The 21,979-nt window shown below is 67.5% G+C and carries 18 protein-coding genes; 5 read left to right on the plus strand and 13 right to left on the minus strand.

Translation table 11 applies throughout. The annotated features are described in order from the left end of the window. Window positions 1–85 precede the first annotated feature (85 nt). The 5 genes from ACSLGO_RS13980 to xylA form a co-directional block, all read right to left on the minus strand. Entirely contained in the window at window positions 86–1,483 is a 1,398-nt protein-coding gene (locus tag ACSLGO_RS13980) for an ABC transporter substrate-binding protein (RefSeq protein WP_226802514.1), read from the minus strand. A 67-nt stretch (window positions 1,484–1,550) separates the two neighbouring features. After that, entirely contained in the window at window positions 1,551–2,453 is a 903-nt protein-coding gene (locus tag ACSLGO_RS13985) for a carbohydrate ABC transporter permease (protein ID WP_436401316.1), read from the minus strand. After that, the gene (locus ACSLGO_RS13990) at window positions 2,450–3,391 is read right to left on the minus strand and encodes a carbohydrate ABC transporter permease (protein WP_091607246.1); all 942 of its coding nucleotides are present in this window, start codon (window positions 3,389–3,391) and stop codon (window positions 2,450–2,452) included. Before ACSLGO_RS13990 ends, ACSLGO_RS13985 begins: the two co-directional genes overlap by 4 nt. A gap of 224 nt (window positions 3,392–3,615) precedes the next feature. Continuing rightward, window positions 3,616–5,028: a xylulokinase gene (locus ACSLGO_RS13995; protein ID WP_377956073.1), complete on the minus strand. Its 1,413-nt coding sequence runs from the start codon at window positions 5,026–5,028 to the stop codon at window positions 3,616–3,618. A gap of 63 nt (window positions 5,029–5,091) precedes the next feature. Beyond that, complete coding sequence (xylA, locus tag ACSLGO_RS14000; protein WP_263128425.1) at window positions 5,092–6,279, minus strand: xylose isomerase; 1,188 nt, start codon at window positions 6,277–6,279, stop codon at window positions 5,092–5,094. Window positions 6,280–6,453: 174 nt separating this feature from the next. Here xylA and ACSLGO_RS14005 point away from each other — a divergent pair, with 174 nt between their 5' ends. Beyond that, window positions 6,454–7,662, plus strand: coding sequence for an ROK family transcriptional regulator (locus ACSLGO_RS14005; RefSeq protein WP_436401317.1), 1,209 nt, complete (start codon window positions 6,454–6,456; stop codon window positions 7,660–7,662). Between the two features lie 78 nt (window positions 7,663–7,740). On the opposite strand, the gene ACSLGO_RS14010 is transcribed toward ACSLGO_RS14005, so the two are convergent. From ACSLGO_RS14010 to ACSLGO_RS14025, 4 genes are all read right to left on the minus strand, one after another. Next, window positions 7,741–8,811: an NAD(P)-dependent alcohol dehydrogenase gene (locus ACSLGO_RS14010; RefSeq protein WP_433123068.1), complete on the minus strand. Its 1,071-nt coding sequence runs from the start codon at window positions 8,809–8,811 to the stop codon at window positions 7,741–7,743. A gap of 72 nt (window positions 8,812–8,883) precedes the next feature. After that, window positions 8,884–10,158 carry an ion channel protein gene (locus ACSLGO_RS14015; RefSeq protein WP_436401318.1) on the minus strand — a complete coding sequence of 425 codons (1,275 nt, stop codon included), beginning with the start codon at window positions 10,156–10,158 and terminating at the stop codon, window positions 8,884–8,886. Window positions 10,159–10,312: 154 nt separating this feature from the next. Beyond that, window positions 10,313–12,211, minus strand: a complete 1,899-nt coding sequence (locus tag ACSLGO_RS14020) for an FAD-binding monooxygenase (protein ID WP_419243008.1) — start codon at window positions 12,209–12,211, stop codon at window positions 10,313–10,315. 212 nt (window positions 12,212–12,423) lie between these two features. After that, complete coding sequence (locus ACSLGO_RS14025; protein ID WP_436401319.1) at window positions 12,424–14,079, minus strand: bifunctional metallophosphatase/5'-nucleotidase; 1,656 nt, start codon at window positions 14,077–14,079, stop codon at window positions 12,424–12,426. 505 nt (window positions 14,080–14,584) lie between these two features. Here ACSLGO_RS14025 and ACSLGO_RS14030 point away from each other — a divergent pair. Then, window positions 14,585–15,514: an EamA family transporter gene (locus ACSLGO_RS14030; RefSeq protein WP_436401320.1), complete on the plus strand. Its 930-nt coding sequence runs from the start codon at window positions 14,585–14,587 to the stop codon at window positions 15,512–15,514. On the opposite strand, the gene ACSLGO_RS14035 is transcribed toward ACSLGO_RS14030, so the two are convergent. The 4 genes from ACSLGO_RS14035 to ACSLGO_RS14050 form a co-directional block, all read right to left on the minus strand. Beyond that, entirely contained in the window at window positions 15,477–16,352 is an 876-nt protein-coding gene (locus ACSLGO_RS14035; protein WP_436401321.1) for a hypothetical protein, read from the minus strand. The genes ACSLGO_RS14030 and ACSLGO_RS14035 overlap by 38 nt on opposite strands. Before the next feature lie 158 nt (window positions 16,353–16,510). Further along, the gene (locus tag ACSLGO_RS14040; RefSeq protein ID WP_436401322.1) at window positions 16,511–17,002 is read right to left on the minus strand and encodes a hypothetical protein; all 492 of its coding nucleotides are present in this window, start codon (window positions 17,000–17,002) and stop codon (window positions 16,511–16,513) included. 41 nt (window positions 17,003–17,043) lie between these two features. Next, entirely contained in the window at window positions 17,044–17,649 is a 606-nt protein-coding gene (locus ACSLGO_RS14045; RefSeq protein ID WP_436401323.1) for a hypothetical protein, read from the minus strand. 45 nt (window positions 17,650–17,694) lie between these two features. Next, window positions 17,695–18,105 (minus strand): RidA family protein, encoded by a 411-nt coding sequence (locus ACSLGO_RS14050; RefSeq protein ID WP_377956068.1) that lies wholly within the window; start codon window positions 18,103–18,105, stop codon window positions 17,695–17,697. A 107-nt stretch (window positions 18,106–18,212) separates the two neighbouring features. On the opposite strand from ACSLGO_RS14050, the gene ACSLGO_RS14055 reads away from it, so the two are divergent. The 3 genes from ACSLGO_RS14055 (at window position 18,213) to ACSLGO_RS14065 (ending at window position 21,731) form a co-directional block, all read left to right on the plus strand. Beyond that, window positions 18,213–18,818, plus strand: a complete 606-nt coding sequence (locus ACSLGO_RS14055; RefSeq protein WP_377956067.1) for a TetR/AcrR family transcriptional regulator — start codon at window positions 18,213–18,215, stop codon at window positions 18,816–18,818. 157 nt (window positions 18,819–18,975) lie between these two features. Then, window positions 18,976–20,022, plus strand: coding sequence for an agmatine deiminase family protein (locus ACSLGO_RS14060; RefSeq protein ID WP_436401324.1), 1,047 nt, complete (start codon window positions 18,976–18,978; stop codon window positions 20,020–20,022). Next, on the plus strand, window positions 20,022–21,731 hold the full coding sequence (locus ACSLGO_RS14065) for an amidase (RefSeq protein WP_436401325.1): 1,710 nt from the start codon (window positions 20,022–20,024) through the stop codon (window positions 21,729–21,731). Before ACSLGO_RS14060 ends, ACSLGO_RS14065 begins: the two co-directional genes overlap by 1 nt. The last annotated feature ends 248 nt before the right edge of the window (window positions 21,732–21,979 follow it).

Here is a 21,979-nt window from a genome sequence, read left to right on the forward strand (position 1 = left end):
GCTTCGAGATGACAGAAACTGCCCGTATGAGCGCTCATACGGGCAGTTTCTGTCATCTCGAAAGGGTCAGCTGGTGCTGACGGGGTTACTGGACTGAGTTGTTGTAGTTCTCGATTTCAGTCTTGAGCGCGTCAACGGACTTGGTCAGCTCCGTCTTGCTGTCTCCGCCGAGCAGCGCGCCTTCCAGTGCGTCCTCAGCGGCCTTGCGGGCCTGCGGCATCGAGCCGGCGGCGCAGCCCTGGGTGGCGGCTGTCAGTTCGGTCGCCTCGAGCTGCTGCACGGCGACGTCGAACTGCGGGTACTGCTCGCGCCAGGCGACGTCCTCCGGCTCATCCAGCGCGGCCTTGGAGATGGGGAAGTAACCGGTTCCGGTGTGCCAGGTGGCCTGGGTGGCCGGCTCGGCGAGGAACTGCATGAACTGCCAGGTGGCTTCCTTCTCCGCATCGGAGTGGCCCTCGCCGGAGATCCAGAGCGAGGCACCGCCAATGATGGGACCGGAGTCGTTCTGCTCAATCTTCGGGTAGAAGCCGACTCCCAGTTCGAAGCCCTGCTCCTCGGCAGCCTTCTGCATGCCGCCCAGCGCGCCCGTTGATTCAAGGGTCATGCCAATGGTGCCGCTCTTGAAGGCGTTCTGTGCGTCTGCGGTGGCACGGCCGGTGTTGCCGGCAACCCCGTCAGCCACCAGGCCCTTCCACCAGTCCACGAACTCGACGGCGGTGTCATTGTTGAAGCTGTAGTCTGAGGCGCGTTCTCCGGAGCGGCCGTTGTCCGGGCTGCAGTAGAGGGCGCCGTTGGCGGCGATTTCCTGCTCCAGGAGCCAGCCGTAGATGGCCGCGTTGAAGCCGAACTCCGCCGGGCCGCCGTTCTTCTTGGACAGCGCGGCGGCTGCTTCGCCAACCTCGTCCAGGGTTTCGGGCGCGGTTTCCGGGTCCAGCCCGGCTGCTTCGAAGAGGGTCTTGTTGTAGTACAGCACCGGCATCGAGGTGTTGAACGGCATGGACCAGAGGTCCTCGTCGATCGTGTAGTAGCCGGCGATGTTGGGCTGCAGGTCCGAGACGTCGTATTCGTCCCGGTCGATGAAGGCCTGGGTGGGCAGCACTGCGCCGGAGTCGATCATGAACTGGGTGCCGATGTCATAGATCTGCACCATGCTGGGCGTGCTGTTGGACTGGACCGCGGCCTTGTACTTGGTGATGGTGGAGTCGTAGTCGCCCTGGTAAACGCCCTTGACCTCAATCTTGCCTTCATTGGCAGCATTGAATTCGTCAATGAGCTTGCCCAGGGTCTCACCGTTGGTGCCGTCCATCGAGTGCCAGAAATTGACGGTGGTGACGCCGTCGGCCGACTCAAGTGCATCCGCGGCGGGCGCTTCGCCGGCCCCGCCCGTGCTGCTGCCGCCGCCGCAGGCGGACAGTACCAGGGCAAGCCCCGCAGCACCGGCGGCCATCATTGGCAGCCGGCGTCCTCTGGTTGTAGTTCGCAATGGATATCCCTTCAGGATTGGCCGGAGCCGGAGCTCCGGATAGCCGTGGTGTTTGGCCGGGGTGCGTTTATTTGATGGAACCCGCGGTCAGGCCGCGGACGATGAAGCGCTGACCGAAGATGACCAGCAGCAGGGTGGGAATGATGGCCAGGACCGTTCCGGCCAGGACAAGCCCGGCGTTGAAGTTGTCCGCGGAGCGCAGCTGGGTGATGCCAATCTGGATGGTCTGCATCTCCGGGGTCTGGGTTACCAGCAGCGGCCAGAAGTACATGTTCCAGGCCGAGAGGAAGGCCCAGATTCCCAGTGCCGCCAGGGTGGGCTTGGACAGCGGAACCAGCACCGAGATCAGGAACCGGAAGTGCCCGGCGCCGTCGATCTTGGCTGCTTCCCAGAGTTCCGTCGGGAAGGACAGGAACGCCTGCCGAAGCAGGAAGATGCCGAATCCGTGTGCCAGGAAGGGCAGGGTCAGCGCCGGAATCGTATTGATCAGTCCGGCGGAGGACATGGTCAGGTAGTTCGGGATGATGATGGCTTCGGCCGGCACCATCATGCTGCACAGGAACAGGGCGAACCAGAAGGCCCGGCCCCGCACTTTCAGGAAGACCAGCGCGTAGGCCGCCAGCAGGGAGGTCACCAGCTGGCCCAGCGTGATCAGGCCTGCCATGACAACGGAGTTCACGTACTGCCGTCCGAGCGGGATCGAGTTCAGCGCACCGGCGAAGTTCTCCACCCGGAATCCGTTGAACGGCCACAGCGACGCCGGATAGGCGTTGATGTCTGCCGGGCCCATGAAGGAGCCGACGAAACCGAAGTAGACGGGAAAGAGGACGATGACGGCGCCGACGCTCAGCGCGGCGTAGGTCAGGAGCCTGCCGGGCGTCAGGGGACGGCGCTGGCTCTTCTTCAGGTCCCGGGGACGGCCCGCTGCCGCAGGCGGCTTCGCGGGCGCGGGGGGTGCTGTGCGGCTCATCGGTAGAAGACCTTCCGTTCCAGGACACCGAATTGGATGGCGGACACCACTACCACGATGATCAGAAGCACCACGGCCTGCGCGGACGCGTAGCCGAAGTTTGAGTTGTTGTTGGCGAATGCCTGCTCGTAGATGGAGTACACGAGCGTGGTGGTGCTGTCCTGTGGTCCGCCCTTGGTGAGGATGTGGATCTGCCCGAAGCTCTGCAGGGCGTGGATGGTTCCGGTGACCAGCAGGAAGAACATCTGCGGGGTGAGCAGCGGCATGATGATTGACCGCTGCATCCGCCAGCCGTGGGCACCGTCCAGCCGGGCTGCCTCCACCACGTCTTCGGAGACCGCGCCGAGTCCGGCGGAGAGCACGAGCAGGTTGTAGCCGAGCTGCATCCACACCGTGGCCAGGGATACCGATACCAGGGCCCAGGCCGGGTCCGTGAGCCAGCCGACCCGGTCAAACCCGAAAAAGCCGAGCATGCCGTTCAGCACGCCGGTGGCCTGGTTGAACATCACGCCGAAGATGACCGACGCGGTGGCCACGGAGTAGGCGAACGGAAGGGCGAAGGCCGTCCGGAAGAACCGGATGCCCTTGATCTTCTGGTGCAGCAGCAGCGCAAGCGCCAGTGCGATGCCGATGGACGGAATCACGGTCAGCACCGTGAATCCGAGGGTTACGCCCATGACGGTCCAGAAGCCGCTGTCCGTGAACATGCGGATGTACTGGTCAAATCCGACGAATCCGGAGGGGCGGCCAAAGAGGTCGCTGCCCTGGAAGGAGAGGAAGACGGACCGGCCCAGCGGGTAGAAGAGGAACAGCGCGAAGACCACCAGCGCGGGAACGAGGTACCACAGGGCCCGGATGCTGCCGCGGTCCGTGACGCGCTCGGGCGCGGTTTTCGGTGATTCCTGCTGGGGTGCGGTGGCCGGTTTAAGGGCGCTCATGCCCGGGTGCCCGGTGCGGGCCTGCCGGGATGGGAATACGGCCAGCGGACGGTTCCATCCGGCTGCAGCGGTTCACTGCAGGTAGCTTTCATTGCTTTATTCCGTCCATAATTCTGCGGCGCTCCAGTGCGCCGGATACCGGTGTTACGCCCGTCACAGTACCCATTAGTTTTTATCCATGGCAAACAGGCTTGCCGTTGCCGCAGGTATTGCTTCGGCGCAGGTCAGCTGGCGGAACCGTGCATACGCTGCGCCGCGGACCGGTAACGTTCCAGCACCTGCGGCGCCGCGGGGGCGGATACCGTCAGCGAGTCCTGGGTTTTCCACTCCGGCCAGGCCCCCGAGAGCACCGCGGCCGCCTGGCGGGCAGCGCCGTCGGCCACGTATTCCCCGGGCTCCGGCACGTCCACCGGCATCCCCAGCACGGAGGAAAGCGTCTGCTGCATGGCAGCCGAGCGCGCCCCTCCGCCCACCAGGATGACTCGCCGCGCCTCGATCCCAAGGCCGGTTACGGCGCGGAAGGCGTCAGCCAGCGAGCAGGCCACGCCTTCGAAGGCAGCACGGGCCAGGTTGGCAGGAGTGTAGTTGGCGAGGGTCATGCCGTGCAGGCTGGCCTGCGCCTCGGGAAGGTTGGGCGTGCGCTCCCCCTCAAAGTAGGGAACCAGTGAAAGTCCTCCGGCGCCGGGTTCGGCGGCCAGGGCCAGTTCGGTGAGGGCTGGAAGATCGACGCCGAGCACACCTGCCGTCGCATCCAGGACCCGGGAGGCGTTCAGCGTGGCGGCCAGCGGAAGGAAGTTGCCGGTGGCGTCCGCGAACCCGGCCACCAGGCCCGTGACGTCCGCCGTGGGATCCTCGGTCACCGCAAAGACCGTCCCGGAGGTTCCCACGGACACTACTACGTCACCCACCGTGGCGCCGACGCCGAGCGCGGCACCGGCGTTGTCCCCCGTTCCGGGGCCGATTACGGTACCCGCCGGCGTCTGCAGCCCGGGTTCCAGCGGGCCGAGGACCACTGGGAGCGCAGGAACGTGCCCGAGCGTCGCATCCAGGACTTCCGGCAGGTACTGGCCGGTTGCCGGAGACCAGTAGCCGGTCCCGGAAGCGTCGGAGCGGTCCGTGCGGAGGGCGGCCAGCCCGCCGCTTCCCGGGCCGTGCCCGGCCAGCCGCCAGGACAGCCAGTCATGGGGCAGGCACACTGCGGCGGTCCGGGCGGCGTTTTCGGGTTCGTTCTCCGCCAGCCATTTGAGTTTCGCTGCCGTTATGGAGGCAACCGGCACCGTCCCGGTGGTTTCCGCCCAGTAGGCCGCGCCGTCGGGCCCGGCATCCTCAATCAGTTGCCGGGCCGCGGCGGCGGACCGTGTGTCGTTCCAGAGCAGCGCGTCCCGCACCACTGCCCCGTCTGCGTCCAGGCAGACCATGCCGTGCTGCTGTCCGGAGACTGCCACTGCGGCAACGTCGTCCAGGCCGCCGGCGGCCGCGGCGGCCTCCAGCAGTGCCCGCCACCAGGTTTCCGGATCCACCTCGGTCCCGGGCGCGTGCCGGGCTGTTCCCTGACGGTGCAGGGCCCCGGTTTCGGCGTCGCGGATAACGACCTTGCAGGACTGCGTGGAGCTGTCCACTCCTGCGACAAGCGGCATAACGGACCTTTCAACAGGTGGAGCGGGCTTCAGTGCCCGGAACCATGGATGCTAGCAAACCCCCTAGCGGGAGCCGAGCAGGTGCTCCATGGCGAGCTGGTTGAGCCGGATGAAGCCGAAGGAGCGCTGGGCGGCGGCATCGGCGTCGAACTCGTCGAACGCCGCGGTGTCCGCAAGGAGGTCAGCGGTGCTCTCCCCCGCTGCCAGCGTGGGTTCGGCCAGTTCTCCGACGCCGGACGCGGCCAGGGCTTCCTGGACCTCCGGATCGGCGCGGAAGGCCTGGGCGCGTTCCTTCAGCAGCAGGTACATGGACATGTTCGCCGCTGCCGATTCCCACACGCCGTCATACCCGTCGGTGCGGGAGGGCTTGTAGTCGAAGTGCCGCGGGCCGTCGTAGACCGGGCCGCCGTTCGGGAAGCCGTTCTCCAGCAGGTCCACGGTGAAGAACGCGCTGGTCAGGTCACCGTGGCCGAAGACGAGGTCCTGGTCATACTTGATGGACTTCTGGCCGTTGAGGTCAATGTGGAAGAGCTTGCCGGCCCAGAGCGCCTGCGCAATGCCGTGCGTGTAGTTCAGCCCGGCCATCTGCTCGTGCCCGGTTTCCGGGTTCAGGCCCACGATGTCCTGGTGTTCCAGCTGGGCGATGAATCCCAGGGCGTGGCCAACGGTGGGCAGCAGGATGTCTCCGCGCGGTTCGTTGGGCTTGGGCTCCAGAGCGATCCGCAGGTCATAGCCCTGGTCCTTGATGTATCCGGCGGCGGTGTCCACGCCTTCGCGCATGCGGTCCAGCGCCGCGGAGATGTCCTTGGAGCCGTCATACTCCGCGCCTTCGCGCCCGCCCCACATGACGAAGGTCTTGGCCCCCAGTTCGGCGGCGAGGTCCAGGTTGCGCAGGACCTTGCGGAGGGCGAAGCGCCGCACCGAACGGTCATTGGAGGAGAAGCCGCCGTCCTTGAAGACCGGGTGGCTGAACAGGTTGGTGGTGACCATGGGAACCTGCAGGCCGGTGTCCGCCAGCGCGGCGCGGAAGCGCTTGAGGATCAGGTCCCGTTCCTGGGAAGAGGAACCGAAGGGCACCAGGTCATCATCGTGGAAGGTGACGCCGTAGGCGCCCAGGTCGGCCAGCTTGTGGATTGCCTCCACGGGGTCCAGGTCTGCACGGGTCGCGGTGCCGAACGGGTCATTGCCCGTCCACCCCACGGTCCAGAGTCCAAAGGTAAAGCGGTCGGCAGGTGTTGGCGTCTTTGTCATGGTGCTCTGCTCCAGAATGTGGGTCCGCTGAATTAGTTGTGGTCAACAACATATGCAGGGCCCAAGCCGCTGTCAATGGGTTCCCGGCTGAGCTTTCCGGCCGCAACGTGGTGTTGTAAATGGTGTTCCGTGCAACAATCAAGCGTTCAGTTCTCTCCGCAAAGGACCCAGCGCATGCCGAGCAAACCGGCCACAGACAGCATCCGCGTACAGAACCTGTCCCGGGTGCTGTCCCTGCTGCACCGCCGCGGAGCGTTGTCCCGGGCCGAGCTGACCCGCCTCACCGGATTCAACCGTTCCACCGTCGGAGCACTTGGCGCCGAGCTGTCCCGCCTGGGACTCGCGTATGAGACCGAGCCCGCCGCTGCCGGCCGCGCCGGTCGGCCCAGCCCCCTGGTCCACCCCAACGAACGTGTGGCTGCGCTGGCAGTGCATCCCGACGTCGACGCCGTGACGGTGGGCCTGGTGGGCCTGGGCGGGAGGGTGCACCGCCGGGTCCGGTACGACGCCGCCGCCGTGCCGGGAGTTGCGGAAACCCTGAGCATCACCCGGGCGGTGGTGGAAGGCATGGCAGCTGAGCTGGCCACGATGGACCGGATAGTGGGAGTGGGCGCAGCGGTGCCCGGGCTGGTGGACAGCGCGGACGGATCCGTGCGTTTGGCACCGCACCTCGGCTGGACGGATGAACCATTCGCGCAGGCGCTGTCCCGGGCGCTGGGACTCCCGGCGTTCGCGGGCAACGACGCCACCCTCGGCACCCTCGCCGAGTCGGTTTTCGGGGCCGGTGTGGGGCAGACAGACGTGGTTTACCTCAACGGAAGTGCCAGCGGCATCGGCGGCGGCGCCGTCGTTGGCGGTGTGCCGCTGGGCGGGCAGGCGGGTTTCGCGGGGGAACTGGGCCACACGCTGGTCCGCTCGGACGGGCTGGCCTGTTTCTGCGGCCGGCGCGGCTGCCTTGAAACCGAGGTGAACCTGGGCGGGCTGCTGGCACCGCTGGGACTCGAGCACGCAGACCTCGAGGAACTGGAAGCCGCCATGTCCGGCCGCCGGACGCCGGAGTTCGACGCCGTGGCAGCCCGCCAGCTGGATCTGCTGGCCGAGGCACTGGTCAACTTCGTGAACATCTTCAATCCGCGCACCATCCTGCTGGGAGGCTTCCTCGGAGTCCTGTTTTCCTTCGACCCGGAACGGCTGCAGGATGCCGTAGCCCAGGGTGGAATCGGCGGCCTGGGCCGGCAGGTGGAGATTCGCCGGGCGGCGCTCGGCGCGGACCTGCTGCTGGTTGGTGCCGCCGAGCTGGCGTTCTCCGAACTGCTGGCGGCGCCGGCGGCCGCACCGGCCGCGGCTTCGGTGCCTGCGGCCCAGGCGGCTGCCCGGTCCTAGCTCCTGCGCACCGTCAGGAATCCCAGCCCAAGCGCAACCGTTCAGGGTGAAACGGCTCCATCACGGCGTTCCGCTGACTCACGGGTTTGGCACCAGGATGGCCCGGCCGGTGAGTTTGCCGGCGTCGAGATCATGCAGCGCCTGCACCGCATCGAGGAGGTCATAGGTGGTGGTGTGCAGGGTAATCTCGCCCTGGGAGTTCAGCGTCATCAGTTCCGCCAGGTCCTGGTAGGTGCCCACCAGGTTTCCCACCACACTGATTTCCCGGGATATCAAGTCGATGGTTGGCAGCGCCACGGTGCCGCCGTAGCCGATGGCGTAGTAGCTGCCGCGGTTACGGAGCATCGCCGGGCCGGTGATCTCGGTGCCGTGCTCGCCCACAAAGTCGAAGACGACGTGCGCTCCCCCGCAGGTGATGTCCAGGACGGCAAGCACGACGGCGTCTGCCGGAGGTTCGCCGACGGCGCGGGCCGCGGGATGCAGGTCGTTGGGGTTCACGGTCGCGTCGGCACCGAGTTCCTTGGCCAGTGCGAGGGCCGCATCGGAGGTGTCCACCACGGTAATGTGCGCCCGGGTCAGTGCCTTCAGGGACTGCACGCCAATGTGTCCCAGCCCGCCGGCGCCGATCACCACGGCTTCTGAGCCGGGCGGCAGCAGGGGAACGGCCCTGCGCACCGCGTGGTAGGCGGTGAGTCCGGCGTCGGCGAGGGCAGCGACGTCCGCGGGCGCCACGGAGGAATCCAGCTTCACCACGGCGCGGGCGCTGGTCTTAAGCAGTTCGGCCATGCCGCCGTCGGCATTCAGGCCGGGAAAGCTCGATGCCTCGCAGTGCGAGTCCTCCCCTGCCCGGCACGGAGCGCAGAGCCCGCAGGCGACCAGCGGGTGGAGGATCACGGTGTCCCCGGGCTGCACATTCGTTACGGCTGAGCCGGTTTCAAGCACCCAGCCGGCGTTCTCGTGGCCCAGGATGTAGGGCAGTTCCGGCCGCTGGATTGCATCCCACTGCCCCTCCAGCACGTGCAGGTCCGTCCGGCAGACTCCGGCGGCGCCCACCTTCACCAGCACATCCCACGGTCCCGTGATTTCCGGCTCCGGCACGTCGTCAATGCGCGCGTCTTCCCCGTAGCGGTGCACTCGTACAGCTTTCATGCCTGCTCCTTTGCGATCGACTGTGGCCGGAATCGTATCCCGCGGTCCCGGCTGCCAACAGCCCCTCTCCGCTTACGCCGGCTGCGCACCGCCGTCGTCCTCCGCCACCATGTGGGGAGCGTGCGTCACCACCAGCCAGGCGGGCAGGATCGCCAGGCACAGCATGGCGGACACCGCCACGTCTCCGGTAATGACGACGGCGATGAACAGTGCCAGCCATCCGTCGCGTGCGATGGCGAGCACCACGCCCAGCACTGCGGCTGACACCGCGGCGTCCGCGCGGATGTCCGGCAGGAGGGCACCCGCGGCCAGGCCAAACGCGACCCCCACGAACACGGCCGGGAAGATCCGGCCGCCGCGGAACCCGGCGGCGGCTGCCACCACCAGCGCCGCCAGTTTCACCGCAGCCAGAACGGCCAGCGTTGAAAAGGACTCGCCCTGGCCGTGCAGCAGTTCCTCGGATTCTTCGGCGCCCTTGAACAGCGTGAGCGGACCGCCCAGGACACCCAGCAGGCCCAGCAGCGCTCCGCCGAGCGTGGTGAACAGGACGGGGCTGCGCAGGCGGCGGCGGAACTGCCGGTGCGCCCAGCGGAACGCGAGGACCCCGGCCAGTCCGAATGCTGCGGCGAGCGGGGCGATGGCCATGGCGGCCAGGACGTCCCAGCCGCCGGGGCTTCCCGCCTCCGGAATGCTGGCCGGCAGCATGGTCCCGCCCAGCGTGGTCATGACGGCCGCCCCCGCTCCGGCGGAGACCAGCGGCAGGAAGAGTTTGTCGAACAGGGCTCCGGGGCCCGCCATGGCGCCGGCCATCCCGGTAAAGAGCAGGGCTGCGGCCACCGGGGTGCCGAACAGCGCCCCGACCGTGCCGGCCATCGTCAGGCCCAGGACCAGCCGTGCCGGCACCCGGCGGAAGAACCTGGCCAGCAGCGCGGTCAGGACAGCCGTGTTGATGGCGATGATCGGATTCTCCGGGCCCAGGCTCACCCCGCCGGCCAGGCCCAGGACGGCGACCGCGGCCAGCGAGGGAACCACCTTCAGCGGGAGGGCTGAACCGCCCAGTTCCGCGGCGGCGGAGTCGGGTCCGGCGTGGCCCGGCAGATAGCGCACCATGAGGCCCACTGCCAGTCCGGTGGCGGTGAGCATCCCGAAGATCCACCAGCCGCCGTCGGGGTCTATCCCCACCGCATGCGGCAGGACGTCCCAGAGCAGGTCCTGGAGCTGCCGGCTCAGCTCGTCCAGGGCGAAGAGGATCAGCGCCGAGACGACGCCGATGAGGACCGCCGGGACCGAGAGCACGGCCAGCGTCCGGATGCGGTTTTGTCCCAGGCCTGGTTCGGGTTCGGTCATTGCTCACATCCTGGGCCGGCGGGAGCTGGAACACTGCTCAGCCCAGCGTACGGCGCACCGAAGATGTTCGGACAGGGTATGCGGAACTGCCGGACGTTAAACAGAGGACGACGGCGGCACCGGAAGTGCCGCCGTCGTCCTCTGTTTAGGTGTGCTAGTGCTGCGGCTGGTGTGCCGGCAACAGCGGCGCGAAGAACTCAGCCAGCTCGGCCGTGGCCGTCAGCGGCAGGACGTTCGCCACGTACTGGTCCGGACGGACCACCACCACGACGCCGGAGCGGTCCAGGCCGCGCGCCTCGAAGATGTCTTCCTCCGGGTTGGCGCCGTAGACCTTGTTGAGGTCGGTCAGGCGGAACGGGCCAACCTGCGGCTTGAAGACCTGCGGCACGGCATTGATGTCGATTGCGGTGTGGTCCTGCTGGTAGATCACCTTCACGTCGAACCACGCGTCGTCATCGCCGCCGGCCGGCTGCGCAGCGAGCGGGGATTCCGGCGCGTTCCGCAGCCACTCGGCCAGTTCGGTAACGCCGGACTGCGTGCCGGCGGGAGCTGCGTCAGCGAAGACGTAAATCCTCCAGCGGCCGTCCGCCTTGGCCTGGTGGCCCAGCTGCAGCGGGTTGGTGTCGCTGACCCGCAGCACCGGGGCGGACTTGAAGCGCTTGCCGATGGGAAAGCCGGTGGCCAGGTCCTGGTGCTTCGCCTCGCCGATCAGCATCGACGGAGTGTATTCGGTCATGAACCCGGCCGGGAATTCGGCGGTACGGACGTAGAAGTCCTCGAGGTCCGAAGGGTTCTCGAACTCCTCCGGCTTCTTGGCCATGAGGGTGGACCATTCCTTGTCGAAGTCGATCAGGTTCTTGGCCACCACCTGGCGCTCGGCGGAGTAGGTGGAGAGCAGGGATTCCGGCGCACGGCCGTCCAGCACGTGGCCGAGCTTCCAGGCGATATTGAAACCGTCCTGCATTGAAACGTTCATGCCCTGGCCTGCCTTGGCGCTGTGGGTGTGGCAGGCGTCGCCGGTAATGAAGACGCGCGGCGTGCGGGTGCCCACTTCCTCCGGCTTCACGTCGTCGAAGCGGTCGGTAAGCCGGTGCCCCACCTCGTAGACGCTGTGCCAGGCCACGTTCCGCACGTCCAGCGTGTAGGGGTGCAGGATCGCGTTGGCCTTGGCGATGATCTCGTCGATGCTGGTTTTGCGGACGGCGCCGTTGTCGCCTTCCGGAACTTCACCGAGGTCCACGTACATGCGGAAAAGGTGTCCGCCTTCGCGCGGGATGTGCAGGATCGAGCCGCCGTTGGAGGACTGGATGGCGCACTTGGTGCGGATATCCGGGAAGTCGGTGGAGGCCAGCACGTCCATGACGCCCCAGGCGTGGTTCGCGGCGTCGCCCGCCAGGGTGGAGCCGATCGACTGGCGGACCTTGCTGCGGGCGCCGTCGCAGCCCACCACATACTTGGCCCTGACCGTGCGCTCGGTGCCTTCGTCCTCGCCTGCAGTGCGGCGCAGGGTGACGGTGACCGGGTACTCGGCGTCGTCGTCGACCTCCAGGTCCACGAACTCGTAGCCGTAGTCCGGCTTCATGCGGGCCGGGGAGTTCGCCATGAACCGGGCGAAGTAGTCCAGGACGCGGGCCTGGTTGACGATCAGGTGCGGGAACTCGCTGATCCCGGCCGGGTCATCCAGCGCGCGGCCGGAGCGGACGATGTTCTCCGGGTTTTCCGGGTCCGGGCGCCAGAAGCACATCTCCGTGATGCGGTACGCCTCGGCGGTGATTTCCTCGGCGAAGCCGAACGCCTGGAAGGTCTCCACGCTCCGGGCCTGGATGCCGTCGGCCTGGCCGATCACCAGGCGGCCGGGGCGGCGCTCGACGATGCGGGTGGTGATGTTCGGGAACTGGGACAGCTGTGCCGCGGCGAGCATGCCTGCGGGACCGGAGCCCACGATCAGGACGTCGACTTCCTCGGGGAGCTCTTCGGGGCGGTCAAGGCCGACGCCGGCTGCCGGTTCGATGCGCGGATCGCCGGAAACGTAGCCGTGGTGGTGGAACTGCACAGTGTCCTCACTTCTCTGGTTCTTCGTGTTCGATATTTGAACAACTAGTTCAATATTCGAATCAAGCTCGGATTCACTGTACTGGAGGCATGACGCACGTCACAACAAGGTGCCGGGTTGTGACATGTTCGTTTCTGCTGCCACCTGGCACTTTTCCGGCCGGTTCCAGGCGGTCGAAAAAGTGCCAACCGGCAGCAGAAGAACCCGTCTGGTTACCCGAAGACGGGTACACCCTCCCGGACCAGCCGCCAGTTCTCTTCCGCGAAGCCGGCCGGGTTGATGCTCTGGTTCGCCACGACGTAGTCGATCAGCAGCTGCCGGATTTCGGTCTGCTGGTTCAGCAGCACCGGAGCCGTGGCGATGTGCGGGAAGTTCCCGCCGCCGGACTGGCGGTAGTTGTTGGTCGCGACGGCGAAGTGCTGCTCCGGATCCAGCGGAGCGCCGTCGTACGTCAGGTTGGCGATCCGCTCCCCCACCGGCGCACTGATGTCGATGTCGTAGCCGATGCCGGAGAACATGTCGTAGTTGTAGTCCGGCGTCCCATCGGAGTTGGTCAGGGTTTCCGGATCCACTGGGGCACCGGACGCCGTCTGGGTGAAGTACTTCGCCGAGTACTCCAGGTAGTCCTTGATCTGCGCTCCGGTCATGTCCACCGCGTAGAGCGTGTTCGGGAAGACGTAGAGCCCGGCCAAGTCGCGGATCGTCACCGGACCTTCAGGGATGGCGGCCGTGCGGCTGAAGGGGGCAGCGAGTGAGAGCACGGGGAGGTCGCCCGCGGGAGTGCCGGCGAGCGCGCGCTGGACGGCCTGGGCCTGCACCTCATTGACGAAGTCGATCACGGCGGTATCCCGGTACCGCGATTCCGCGGCGGACATGGTCTCCGTCGCCGTGCCAACCGGCGTGTTCACGTAGTCGATCACCCGCTGATGCGCATCCCGGACCAGGTCCGAGACCACGGGGTCCGCCTCGACGGTGTTGGCATTGAGCAGGGAGGCCGACGCCGATGTCACGTCCCACTTGCCGCGCACCTTGGCCAGTTCAAAGTCCAGAACGGACAGCCGCATGCCCCAGTTCAGCGGTTCGGTCAGCAGCACCTGTTCCCCGGTGGCCTTGTTGGTGACGAAGTGCTCCGGGATTTCCTGGTGCGCGTGGCCCACCAGGATCGCGTCGATCCCGGGGACTTCCTCGGCCACCTGCGTCGCGGCGTTCTCCAGCGGCAGGTCATCGCCGTAGGAAGACGTGCCGGAGGTGCCGGAGTGAGCACTGACCACAACGACGTCGGCTCCCGCTGCTTTCATCTGCGGCACATATTCAGCGGCCGTTTCCACCAGCCCCGGGAAGCGGAGCTTTCCTTCCACGTTGCCCTTGTCCCAGATGGCGATGCCGGGGTTGGTCAGGCCCAGGATGCCCACCTTGATGGGCTTGCCGCCCTTCGGCTTGACCGTCTTGATGATGTACGGAGCGAAGGCTGGCTGGCCGGTGGCTTCATCCACCGCGTTGGCGGCGAGCAGCGGGAAGTCCAGCTGCCCTTCGAAGCGGGCGAGCAGGTCGGTGCCGTAGTTGAATTCATGGTTGCCCAGGGCTGCGGCGTCGTAATCCATGGCGTTCATGGCCGCGGCCATTGGGTGGAGCTCGCCGGTCTCGGTGATGGGTTCAACGTTGGCGAAGTAGTCGGTGAGCGATGTGCCCTGGATGGTGTCGCCGGCGTCGATCAGCAGCGTATTGTCCACGCCGCGGTCGGCGCGGACCTGGTTGACCAGGCCGGAGATCTTGGCGAGGCCAACATCGTTGCCGGCGGCGTCGTCGTACTCCGTGTTCTTGAAGTAGTCCCAGTTTTCGATGTAGCCGTGCAGGTCGGACGTGCCCATGACCGTGATGCTCGCAGTGTTCTCGCCACCCGGTTTACCGGGCTTGTCCGGCTTTCCCGGATGTGCCGGTTTGCCTGGATGTCCCGGCTTGCTGCCGTGCCCTGGCGTGCTCCCGGATCCATGGCCAGGTCCGTGACCCTGTCCGTGGCCGGGACCCGGCGAGGCGACTGCAGCAGGCATAACAACCAGGCTAGCCGCGCACACGGCGGCGAGTACGGCGGCAACGCGCGTGCGCGGCCGGTGCGAGGGAAAGAACACGTGGAACCAGCTCCTTGGGACCTGCGGAAATGGGGATACTTAGGCAGCCTTTCCTGCTGCACTACAGGAGCGGAAGGCACCGAGCCCGTTTCGGCATCCAATCACCGCAATGTCACGTCCGGTTTGTCAGGCGTTTCCCCCATCGAGATGGCAGAAACTGCCCGAATAAAGGGCCATACGTGCAGTTTCTGCCATCTCGATGTGGGCAGCTCTGGACTTTGCTAAGCGCTTAGGCAATTATGGCTAAGTGCTTAGCAAAATAAACCTGCTCCTCCTGACCGCCCTTGCGCCTGCCGTCTGGGGCACCACCTATCTGGTGACCACCGAGTTGCTGCCGCCGGACCGGCCCCTGCTCGCCGCCGTCTTACGTTCCCTGCCCGCCGGACTGGTACTGCTGCTCCTGCTCCGCCGCCTCCCTGCCGGCTCCTGGTGGTGGAAGTCCGCCGTGCTGGGGCTGCTCAACTTCGGTGCCTTCTTTGCACTGCTGTTCATCGCCGCCTACCGCCTGCCGGGTGGCGTCGCGGCGATGGTCGGGGCGGTACAGCCGCTGCTCGTCACAGTCCTGGCTGCGCGGGTACTCGGCGAGCGCCTGGGTCCGGTGAAGCTCGGTGCCGGCATGGCGGGAATCGCCGGGGTGGGCCTGCTGGTCCTCTCCGCGGACGCCAGGCTCGACGCCGCCGGGGTGCTGGCGGCGTTGGGCGGGGCCGCTTCGATGGCAGCGGGCATCGTGCTGACCAAGCGCTGGCAGCCACCGGCCGGGCCGCTGACATCCACGGCGTGGCAGCTGGTGGCAGGAGGAGTGTTCCTGGTGCCGGTCATGCTCGCCGTCGAAGGGCCCGCCCTGCCCGCCTTCACCGGCGCAAACCTTGCCGGCTACCTCTACCTGGCACTGGTGGGAACCGTACTGGCCTACTGGCTGTGGTTCCGCGGAATTGGCCGGCTGCCGGCGACGGGCGTCAGTTTCCTGTCCCTGCTCAGCCCAGTAGTCGCTGCGGTGGCCGGCGCCGCAGTGCTGGGCGAGGCTTTCTCTCCCGGGCAGCTGGCCGGCCTCGCCCTCATTCTCGGAGCACTGGTGGCGTCCAATGCGTCGGCGCTTGATGTCGGTTCGCGCTGGCCGGGAAGGGCACGACGCCGCGACGTTACTCGGTCCGCCAGCTCGCCTCGGTCGGTTCCGTAAGTCCGAAGGTCTCCTCGACCAGCACGCGCTGGCCGGGAAGCGCCGCGGCAGGAACGTCCATGCAGACCTCGTACTGGGCCGCGCCGCCTTTTTCGAGTGTCGGCACCGAGGTGCCGTCCAGGTCCAGGGTGGCGGTGCACGTCGACTCGTCATACTGGCGGCTGTCAGAACCTACGAAGGCCGGCGTGAGGTCCAGCCACGGGTCGCCCTCCTCGTAGCCGTTGTAGACGACGTCGAGGGTGAGCAGCACATACTGCCCCTGGGGTGCCTCGTTGAATTCATTGAAGCCCAGGATCGCGTCGGTCGCGTCAAGCTGGACGCTGGAAACCGTGACGGTGTAGTCGCCCACCTCCGCCGCTGTACCTACTGGGAGCAGTTCGGTGCTGGCCGACCCGGACGTGGAGGCGGAAGGACTGGACGTGGACGCGGAAGGACCGGCCGTGGACCGCGGTGCGCTTGTGGAGGAGGAGTTGCTGTTCACCTCGTCCTGTACTGCACTGAACAGCGCACCCCAGAACGCGGTGACCAGGATGGCGGCAAGCAGCGCGACGGCGGATACCACCACCGCGGCGATGGACAGCCCCTTGGCCGATGTCCGCTCGCGGACGGCGATCACCAGCGCTGCGATGCCCAACCCCAGGCCGACAAGCGCCAGCACCAGCGCCACCCAGCTGATGATCGGAATCCAGAACAGGAACAGCGCCACGATCCCCAGGATCAGTCCTGCCAGCGCCATGCCCCTGCCCTTGTTGGACTGCACCAGCCCCGGCGGAGGCGGATACCCCTGATACCCCTGCCCGCCATAGCCGTACATAGGATCGTTTGGCCCAGTACCCATGATCGCCTCGCTGAATTCGGACACCGCAGCTGGGGAACCCTGTTCCTGGCCCTCCCGGCAGCGGGTCGGTTTTTCGGGTCTTTCAACGGTAGGCGCGCCCGGGAAGCGCTACAAGGATGTGCGCTTTCCCCGCCACGCCCGCGCCGCATTCCCTGCATTCAGCGCGAGGCCGTCGCGCCGCTGGGGGGCGTCGCGGGAGCGGACGTCCCCGAGGTCCCGGTGGGCACAGACGACGACGCCGGTCCGCTGGGGCTGCCAGGCCCGGCGGATGACGACGGCGGGGCGGTGGCCGTACGGGTGGGCTCGGGCGAGGGAGTCACGGTGTTGCGCTCCATGGGCGTGAACAGTGACGCCCACATCACCGCGGCCAGAATGCTCAACACCAGCGCGGCGGCGGAAATGATGACTGCTGCAACGGAGAGTCCCTTCGCCGAGCTGCGGGCCCTCCCGGCGGCTACGAGTGCTCCGATCCCGAGGCCAAGCCCGATGATGGCGAGCGCCATCGCCAGAAGGTTGAGGGCGGGAAACCAGACCAGCAGCAGTGCGGCGATGCCGGCGATCAGGCCGGCGGCTGCCAGTCCCCGGCCGTCTTTCCGATTCGGCGGCGGATACCCCTGATAGCCCCGGGAGTCGTGCGGCTGGGAGCCCATAGTTGCCTCGCTGGTCCGGTCCCGGCAGGCAAGCCTGCGGGTCAGTGGTTTGGCGCTTCTCCCACGGTAGGTGCGCCAGGTGGACCCAGCAACACCGCGGACTCTTCCGTCCCGTCCCCTGCAAGCCTTTCCGCCTGTGCCCTCAGCTCGGATTCCAGCATCGACCCTGCCGCCGGTCCGGCCCGCGTCCGGAGCCTGCCCCGGAGCACCCGGGGACCGCCGTCGTCCGCCTCCGGAACCCGCTCCTCAGAAACCGGCGTGTCCTGAGCCCGCACCTCGGAAGCCCGCGGCGCCGGAACCCGCGGCGGGGGAAGACGAGCCTCGGGACCGGCACCCGACAGTTCTTCCCGCACCGCCGCCCCGATGAGCCGGAAGAGCTCCTGGTCCTCCCGGGTCGCCAGGGAGGAGCTCTTCAGGTGATTCAGCACGGCCAGCCCGGCCAGCGAACGGCGCGGATCGGCACTGAGTGAGGCATCGAGCGCCCACTGTGCCCGCACCCACCACTGAGCCCGGCGGTCAGCTTCAAGCTTCTGGCGGTAGGCAAAGTACGCCACCAGCGCCGTTGCAAGGATGCCCAGCGGACCCAGCACCGGTATCCACGTAATGGCCCAGTCCGTGACTGCCGGCCAGAATTCTCCCCAACCCATGCCCGGAGCCTAACCCCGGACACGGACACTGCGGGAGGCCGGACCTCAGTCCAGCACGGCCACTGCCTCGATCTCCACCAGCAGGCCGGGACCGGCCAGGGCTGCCACGCCAATGCCGGTGAACGGCGGAAGCGGTTCGGTGATTCCGAGCTTTGTGATGGCGCGGTCACGGCCTTCCATGAACAGCGGGAAATCTTCGGGCTTGTAGTCCACCAGGTAGCAGGTCAGCTTTGCGACGTCGGCAAAAGTGGCACCGGCTGCGTCCAGGGCCGCGGCCAGGTTCAGGTACACCTGTTCCACCTGTGCGGCGAGGTCCCCCTCCCCCACGAGACCACCCGAGGAGTCCACCGCCACCTGGCCGGCGAGGAAGACCATCTTCGAGCCGGAGGCAACGGCAACCTGGCGGTAAAGCGGCACCTCGGGCAGGGCTTCCGGGTTCATCAGTGTCACGGGCATGGCGGGCTCCTTACGGGTTGATACCACGGGTTGGTGCCGCCGGGCAGGGCTGCCGAGCGGCGTACTGGAGTTAACATAGCATTGCTATGCCATGTAATCTTGACGGCATGGCACGCCCCACTGATCCGGCGGTTCGACGACGCCTCCTGGAGCGCGCAGCACGCATGCTCCGCGACCGCGAACCCGTGACGCTCCGCTCCCTGGTCGCCGGCACGGGCGCCTCCACCATGGCCGTCTACACCCACTTCGGCAGCATGGAAGGAATGTGGCAGGCGCTGCGCCAGGAGGGGTTCACCGGGCTCGAGGACGCATTCGCAGGAATCCCCTCCACCGACGATCCGCTGCAGGATCTCACGGCCCTGGTGTGCGCCTACCTCCGGCACGGACTGGATCACCCGGACCTTTACCGGGTCATGTTCGACGCCAGCATCGAACTGGTGGACCTGCCCGCAGCCGATGCCACCCTGGACTATCTGGTTCGGGCCGCCGCGCGCGCCCGCGACGCCGGCCGCCTGCGCCCGGACACGGTAGCGCTCGACGTCGCCACCCAAAGCTGGGCTGTCGCCCACGGCTTGCTCTCCCTCGTGGCCGGCGGCCCGCTTCCCCGCGAAAACCTCCAGCACACCGTTCCAATCCTCAGCGCACTCTTCGCCGGCGCCGGGGACGATCCCGAGCGGGCGCGCCGTTCCGTCCGGGCAGGCTGGAGCCTCTAGGCCTGGAACCCCGCCGCGTTGCAACACCTGCGGCCAGCGGCTCCTCCACCACAGCCCGCCTAGCCAGCGGCGTGTTACTGACCGTTAACGGCGGTGAAACGTTCTTCGATGCCGCGGCCGCTACCCTGAGCTAAACGACCCGTAAGGACCCACCGATATGTCTTCGAGCATCACATCCATGCCCGCCGAATGGGCACGCCACGAGCGCACCTGGATGGCGTTTCCGCCGTCGAACGAGACCTTTGGCGAGCCGGGCAGCAGCACACTGGACCGTGCGCGCGCTGCCTGGTCCGCCGTCGCGCGCACCATCGCCCGCTACGAGCCGGTCACGGTCCTGGCCGACCCGGCAGACCTGGACGCCGCCCGAGAATACCTCGGTGACGGCATCAAAGTCCTCGCCGCTGACCTGGACGATGCGTGGCTGCGGGACTCCGGGCCCACCTTCGTCCACACGGCGGAGGGTTCCGTGGCGGCCGTGGACTGGATCTTCAACGGCTGGGGTGCCCAGGACTGGGCGGCCTGGGATCAGGACAAGCACCTGGGCCGGTTCGTCGCCGCCCAGGCCGGCGTACCGGTGCACTCCAGCAGGCTGGTCAATGAAGGCGGCGGGTTCCATACCGACGGCGAGGGCACGGTGCTGCTCACCGAAACCGTGCAGCTGGATCCGGGCCGCAACCCCGGCGCCACCCGCGAATCCGTCGAAGCCGAAATCCACGCCCGGCTCGGCACTTCCAAGGCCATCTGGCTGCCGCGCGGCCTGACCCGCGACTACGACGAATTCGGCACCCGCGGCCACGTGGACATCGTTGCGTGTTTTGCCTCCCCGGGCACGGTTCTGCTGCACCGGCAGGACAACCCGGCGCACCCGGACCACGGGGTCATGCAGGAAATCCGCGCCGTCCTCGCAGCCGCAACGGACGCCCGCGGCCGGAAACTGGAGCTCATCGATGTTCCCGCCCCCACGGTTATCGATGCCGGGGACGGGTACGTGGACTACTCCTACATCAACCACTACGTCGCCAATGGGGCGGTGATCCTCTGCGGGTTCAATGACGCGAACGACGCCGCCGCCGCGGACATCCTGTCCCGCGCCTACCCGAGCCGCGCCATCGAACTCGTGGATGCACGGGACATCTTCGAATTCGGCGGCGGCATCCACTGCATTACCCAGCAGCAGCCGGCTCCCCGGACCCCGGGCGCCTGATGTTCGACGTCGTTGAAGCCGGCATTGCCGAACTGCGGGATGCGCTGGAGTCCGGGAAAACCACCAGCGAGGAACTGGTCACTGCCTACCTGGCGCGAATCGAGGCCTATGACCGGTCCGGGCCGCGGCTGAACTCGGTCATCGTGGAGAACCCCGGAGTGTTTGAGGAGGCCCGCGCCTCCGATGCCCGGCGTGCCCGCGGAGAGACCTTGGGCCCGCTGGACGGTATTCCGTATACGTCGAAGAACAGTTTCAAGGTCCGGGGGCTGACCGTCGCCGCCGGCTCCCCCGCCTTTGCGGACCTGGTGGCGCAGCAGGATGCCTTCACCATCGGGCGGCTCCGCGATGCGGGGGCTGTGCTGATCGGCCTGACGAACATGCCGCCCATGGCCAACGGCGGCATGCAGCGTGGGCTCTACGGCCGCGCGGAAAGTCCGTACAACGCGGCGTACCTGACGTCGGCATTCGCGTCCGGTTCCTCCAACGGGTCCGGGACGGCGACGGCGGCCAGCTTCGCCGCGTTCGGACTCGGCGAGGAGAGCTGGTCCTCCGGCCGGGCACCGGCGTCGTGCAATGCACTCTGCGCCTACACGCCCTCCCGCGGCGTGATCTCCATCCGCGGCAACTGGCCGCTGGTGCCCACCATGGACGTGGTGGTTCCGCATGCCCGCACCATGGCGGACCTGCTGGAGGTCCTGGACGTCATTGTGGCGGACGACGCCGAGACGCGCGGCGATTTCTGGCGCGCCCAGCCGTGGGTGAAGGTGCCTGCAGCGTCCGACGTGCGTCCGCCGTCGTACCCGTCCCTGGCCGTGGGCACCGCCGCCGCGCGCAGAGTCCTGTCCGGAACGCGCTTCGGCGTGCCGAAGATGTACATCAATGAGGACCCCGACGCCGGAACGGCGGACTCCCCCGGCATCGGCGGGCCGACGGGTCAGCGGATCGAAACCCGGGACACCGTGATCGAGCTGTGGCGGGCTGCCCGCCGTGATCTGGAAGCTGCCGGTGCCGAGGTGGTGGAGGTGGACTTTCCGGTGGTCTCCAACTACGAGGGTGACCGGCCCGGCACTCCGTCCGTCGCCACCCGCGGGCTGGTCAGCCCGGAGTTCCTGCACCGGGAAATCGTGGACCTGTCTGCGTGGGCGTGGGAAGACTTTCTGGCGGCCAACGGGGATCCGAAGCTGATGTCACTGGCCGACGTCGACGCCGCCGCCATCTTCCCGCATCCCGAGGGTGCGCTGCCGGACCGGTACACCGGGTTCGACGACGACATCGCCATGTACCCGCAGCATGTGCGGGAACATCCGGTGGAGTCCTTCACGGACATTCCACATCTGGCGGGCGGCGTGCGCGGGCTGGAGGAAATCCGGCGGATCGACCTGGAAGTGTGGATGGATTCGCTGGGACTGGATGCCGTGGTGTTCCCTGCCGTGGCGGACATTGCCCCAGCTGACGCCGATGTGAACCCGGAGTCTGCTGATCTTGCCTGGCGCAACGGCGTCTGGGTGGCCAACGGCAACCTCGTGCCGAGGCATCTTGGCATCCCAACGGTCACCGTGCCGATGGGCACCCTGCCGGATATCGGTATGCCGGTGGGGCTGACCTTCGCCGGGCGCGGCTGGGATGACAACGCGCTGCTCCGGTTTGGTGCTGCGTTTGAGGCAACCGGTTCCCGACGCACCGAGCCTCCCCGGACGCCTCGGCTGTAGTGGGGGTTGCGCGGGCGTGGGGCGGGAAGGTCCTTTTGGTCCCGTTCGGCCCAGGACCCGGGTGGTCTCCTGAGCGGAGGTGCCCGGTCGGGTAGGCGGGGGGGCGGGTGCCGGGCGGGCTGGCCGGGCACCGGGTGCCGGGCGGGCTGGGGGTCGAGCGGAGCGGGGCCGGCACGGGGCTGCGCGAAGATTCCCACCCGCTGTGAAACCTGCTTCCTTCTGGGACCACACCCGACTCACCAGCAACG

The organism is Arthrobacter sp. IK3 (assembly GCF_051337705.1).
GTDB classification, from domain to species: domain Bacteria; phylum Actinomycetota; class Actinomycetes; order Actinomycetales; family Micrococcaceae; genus Arthrobacter_B; species Arthrobacter_B koreensis.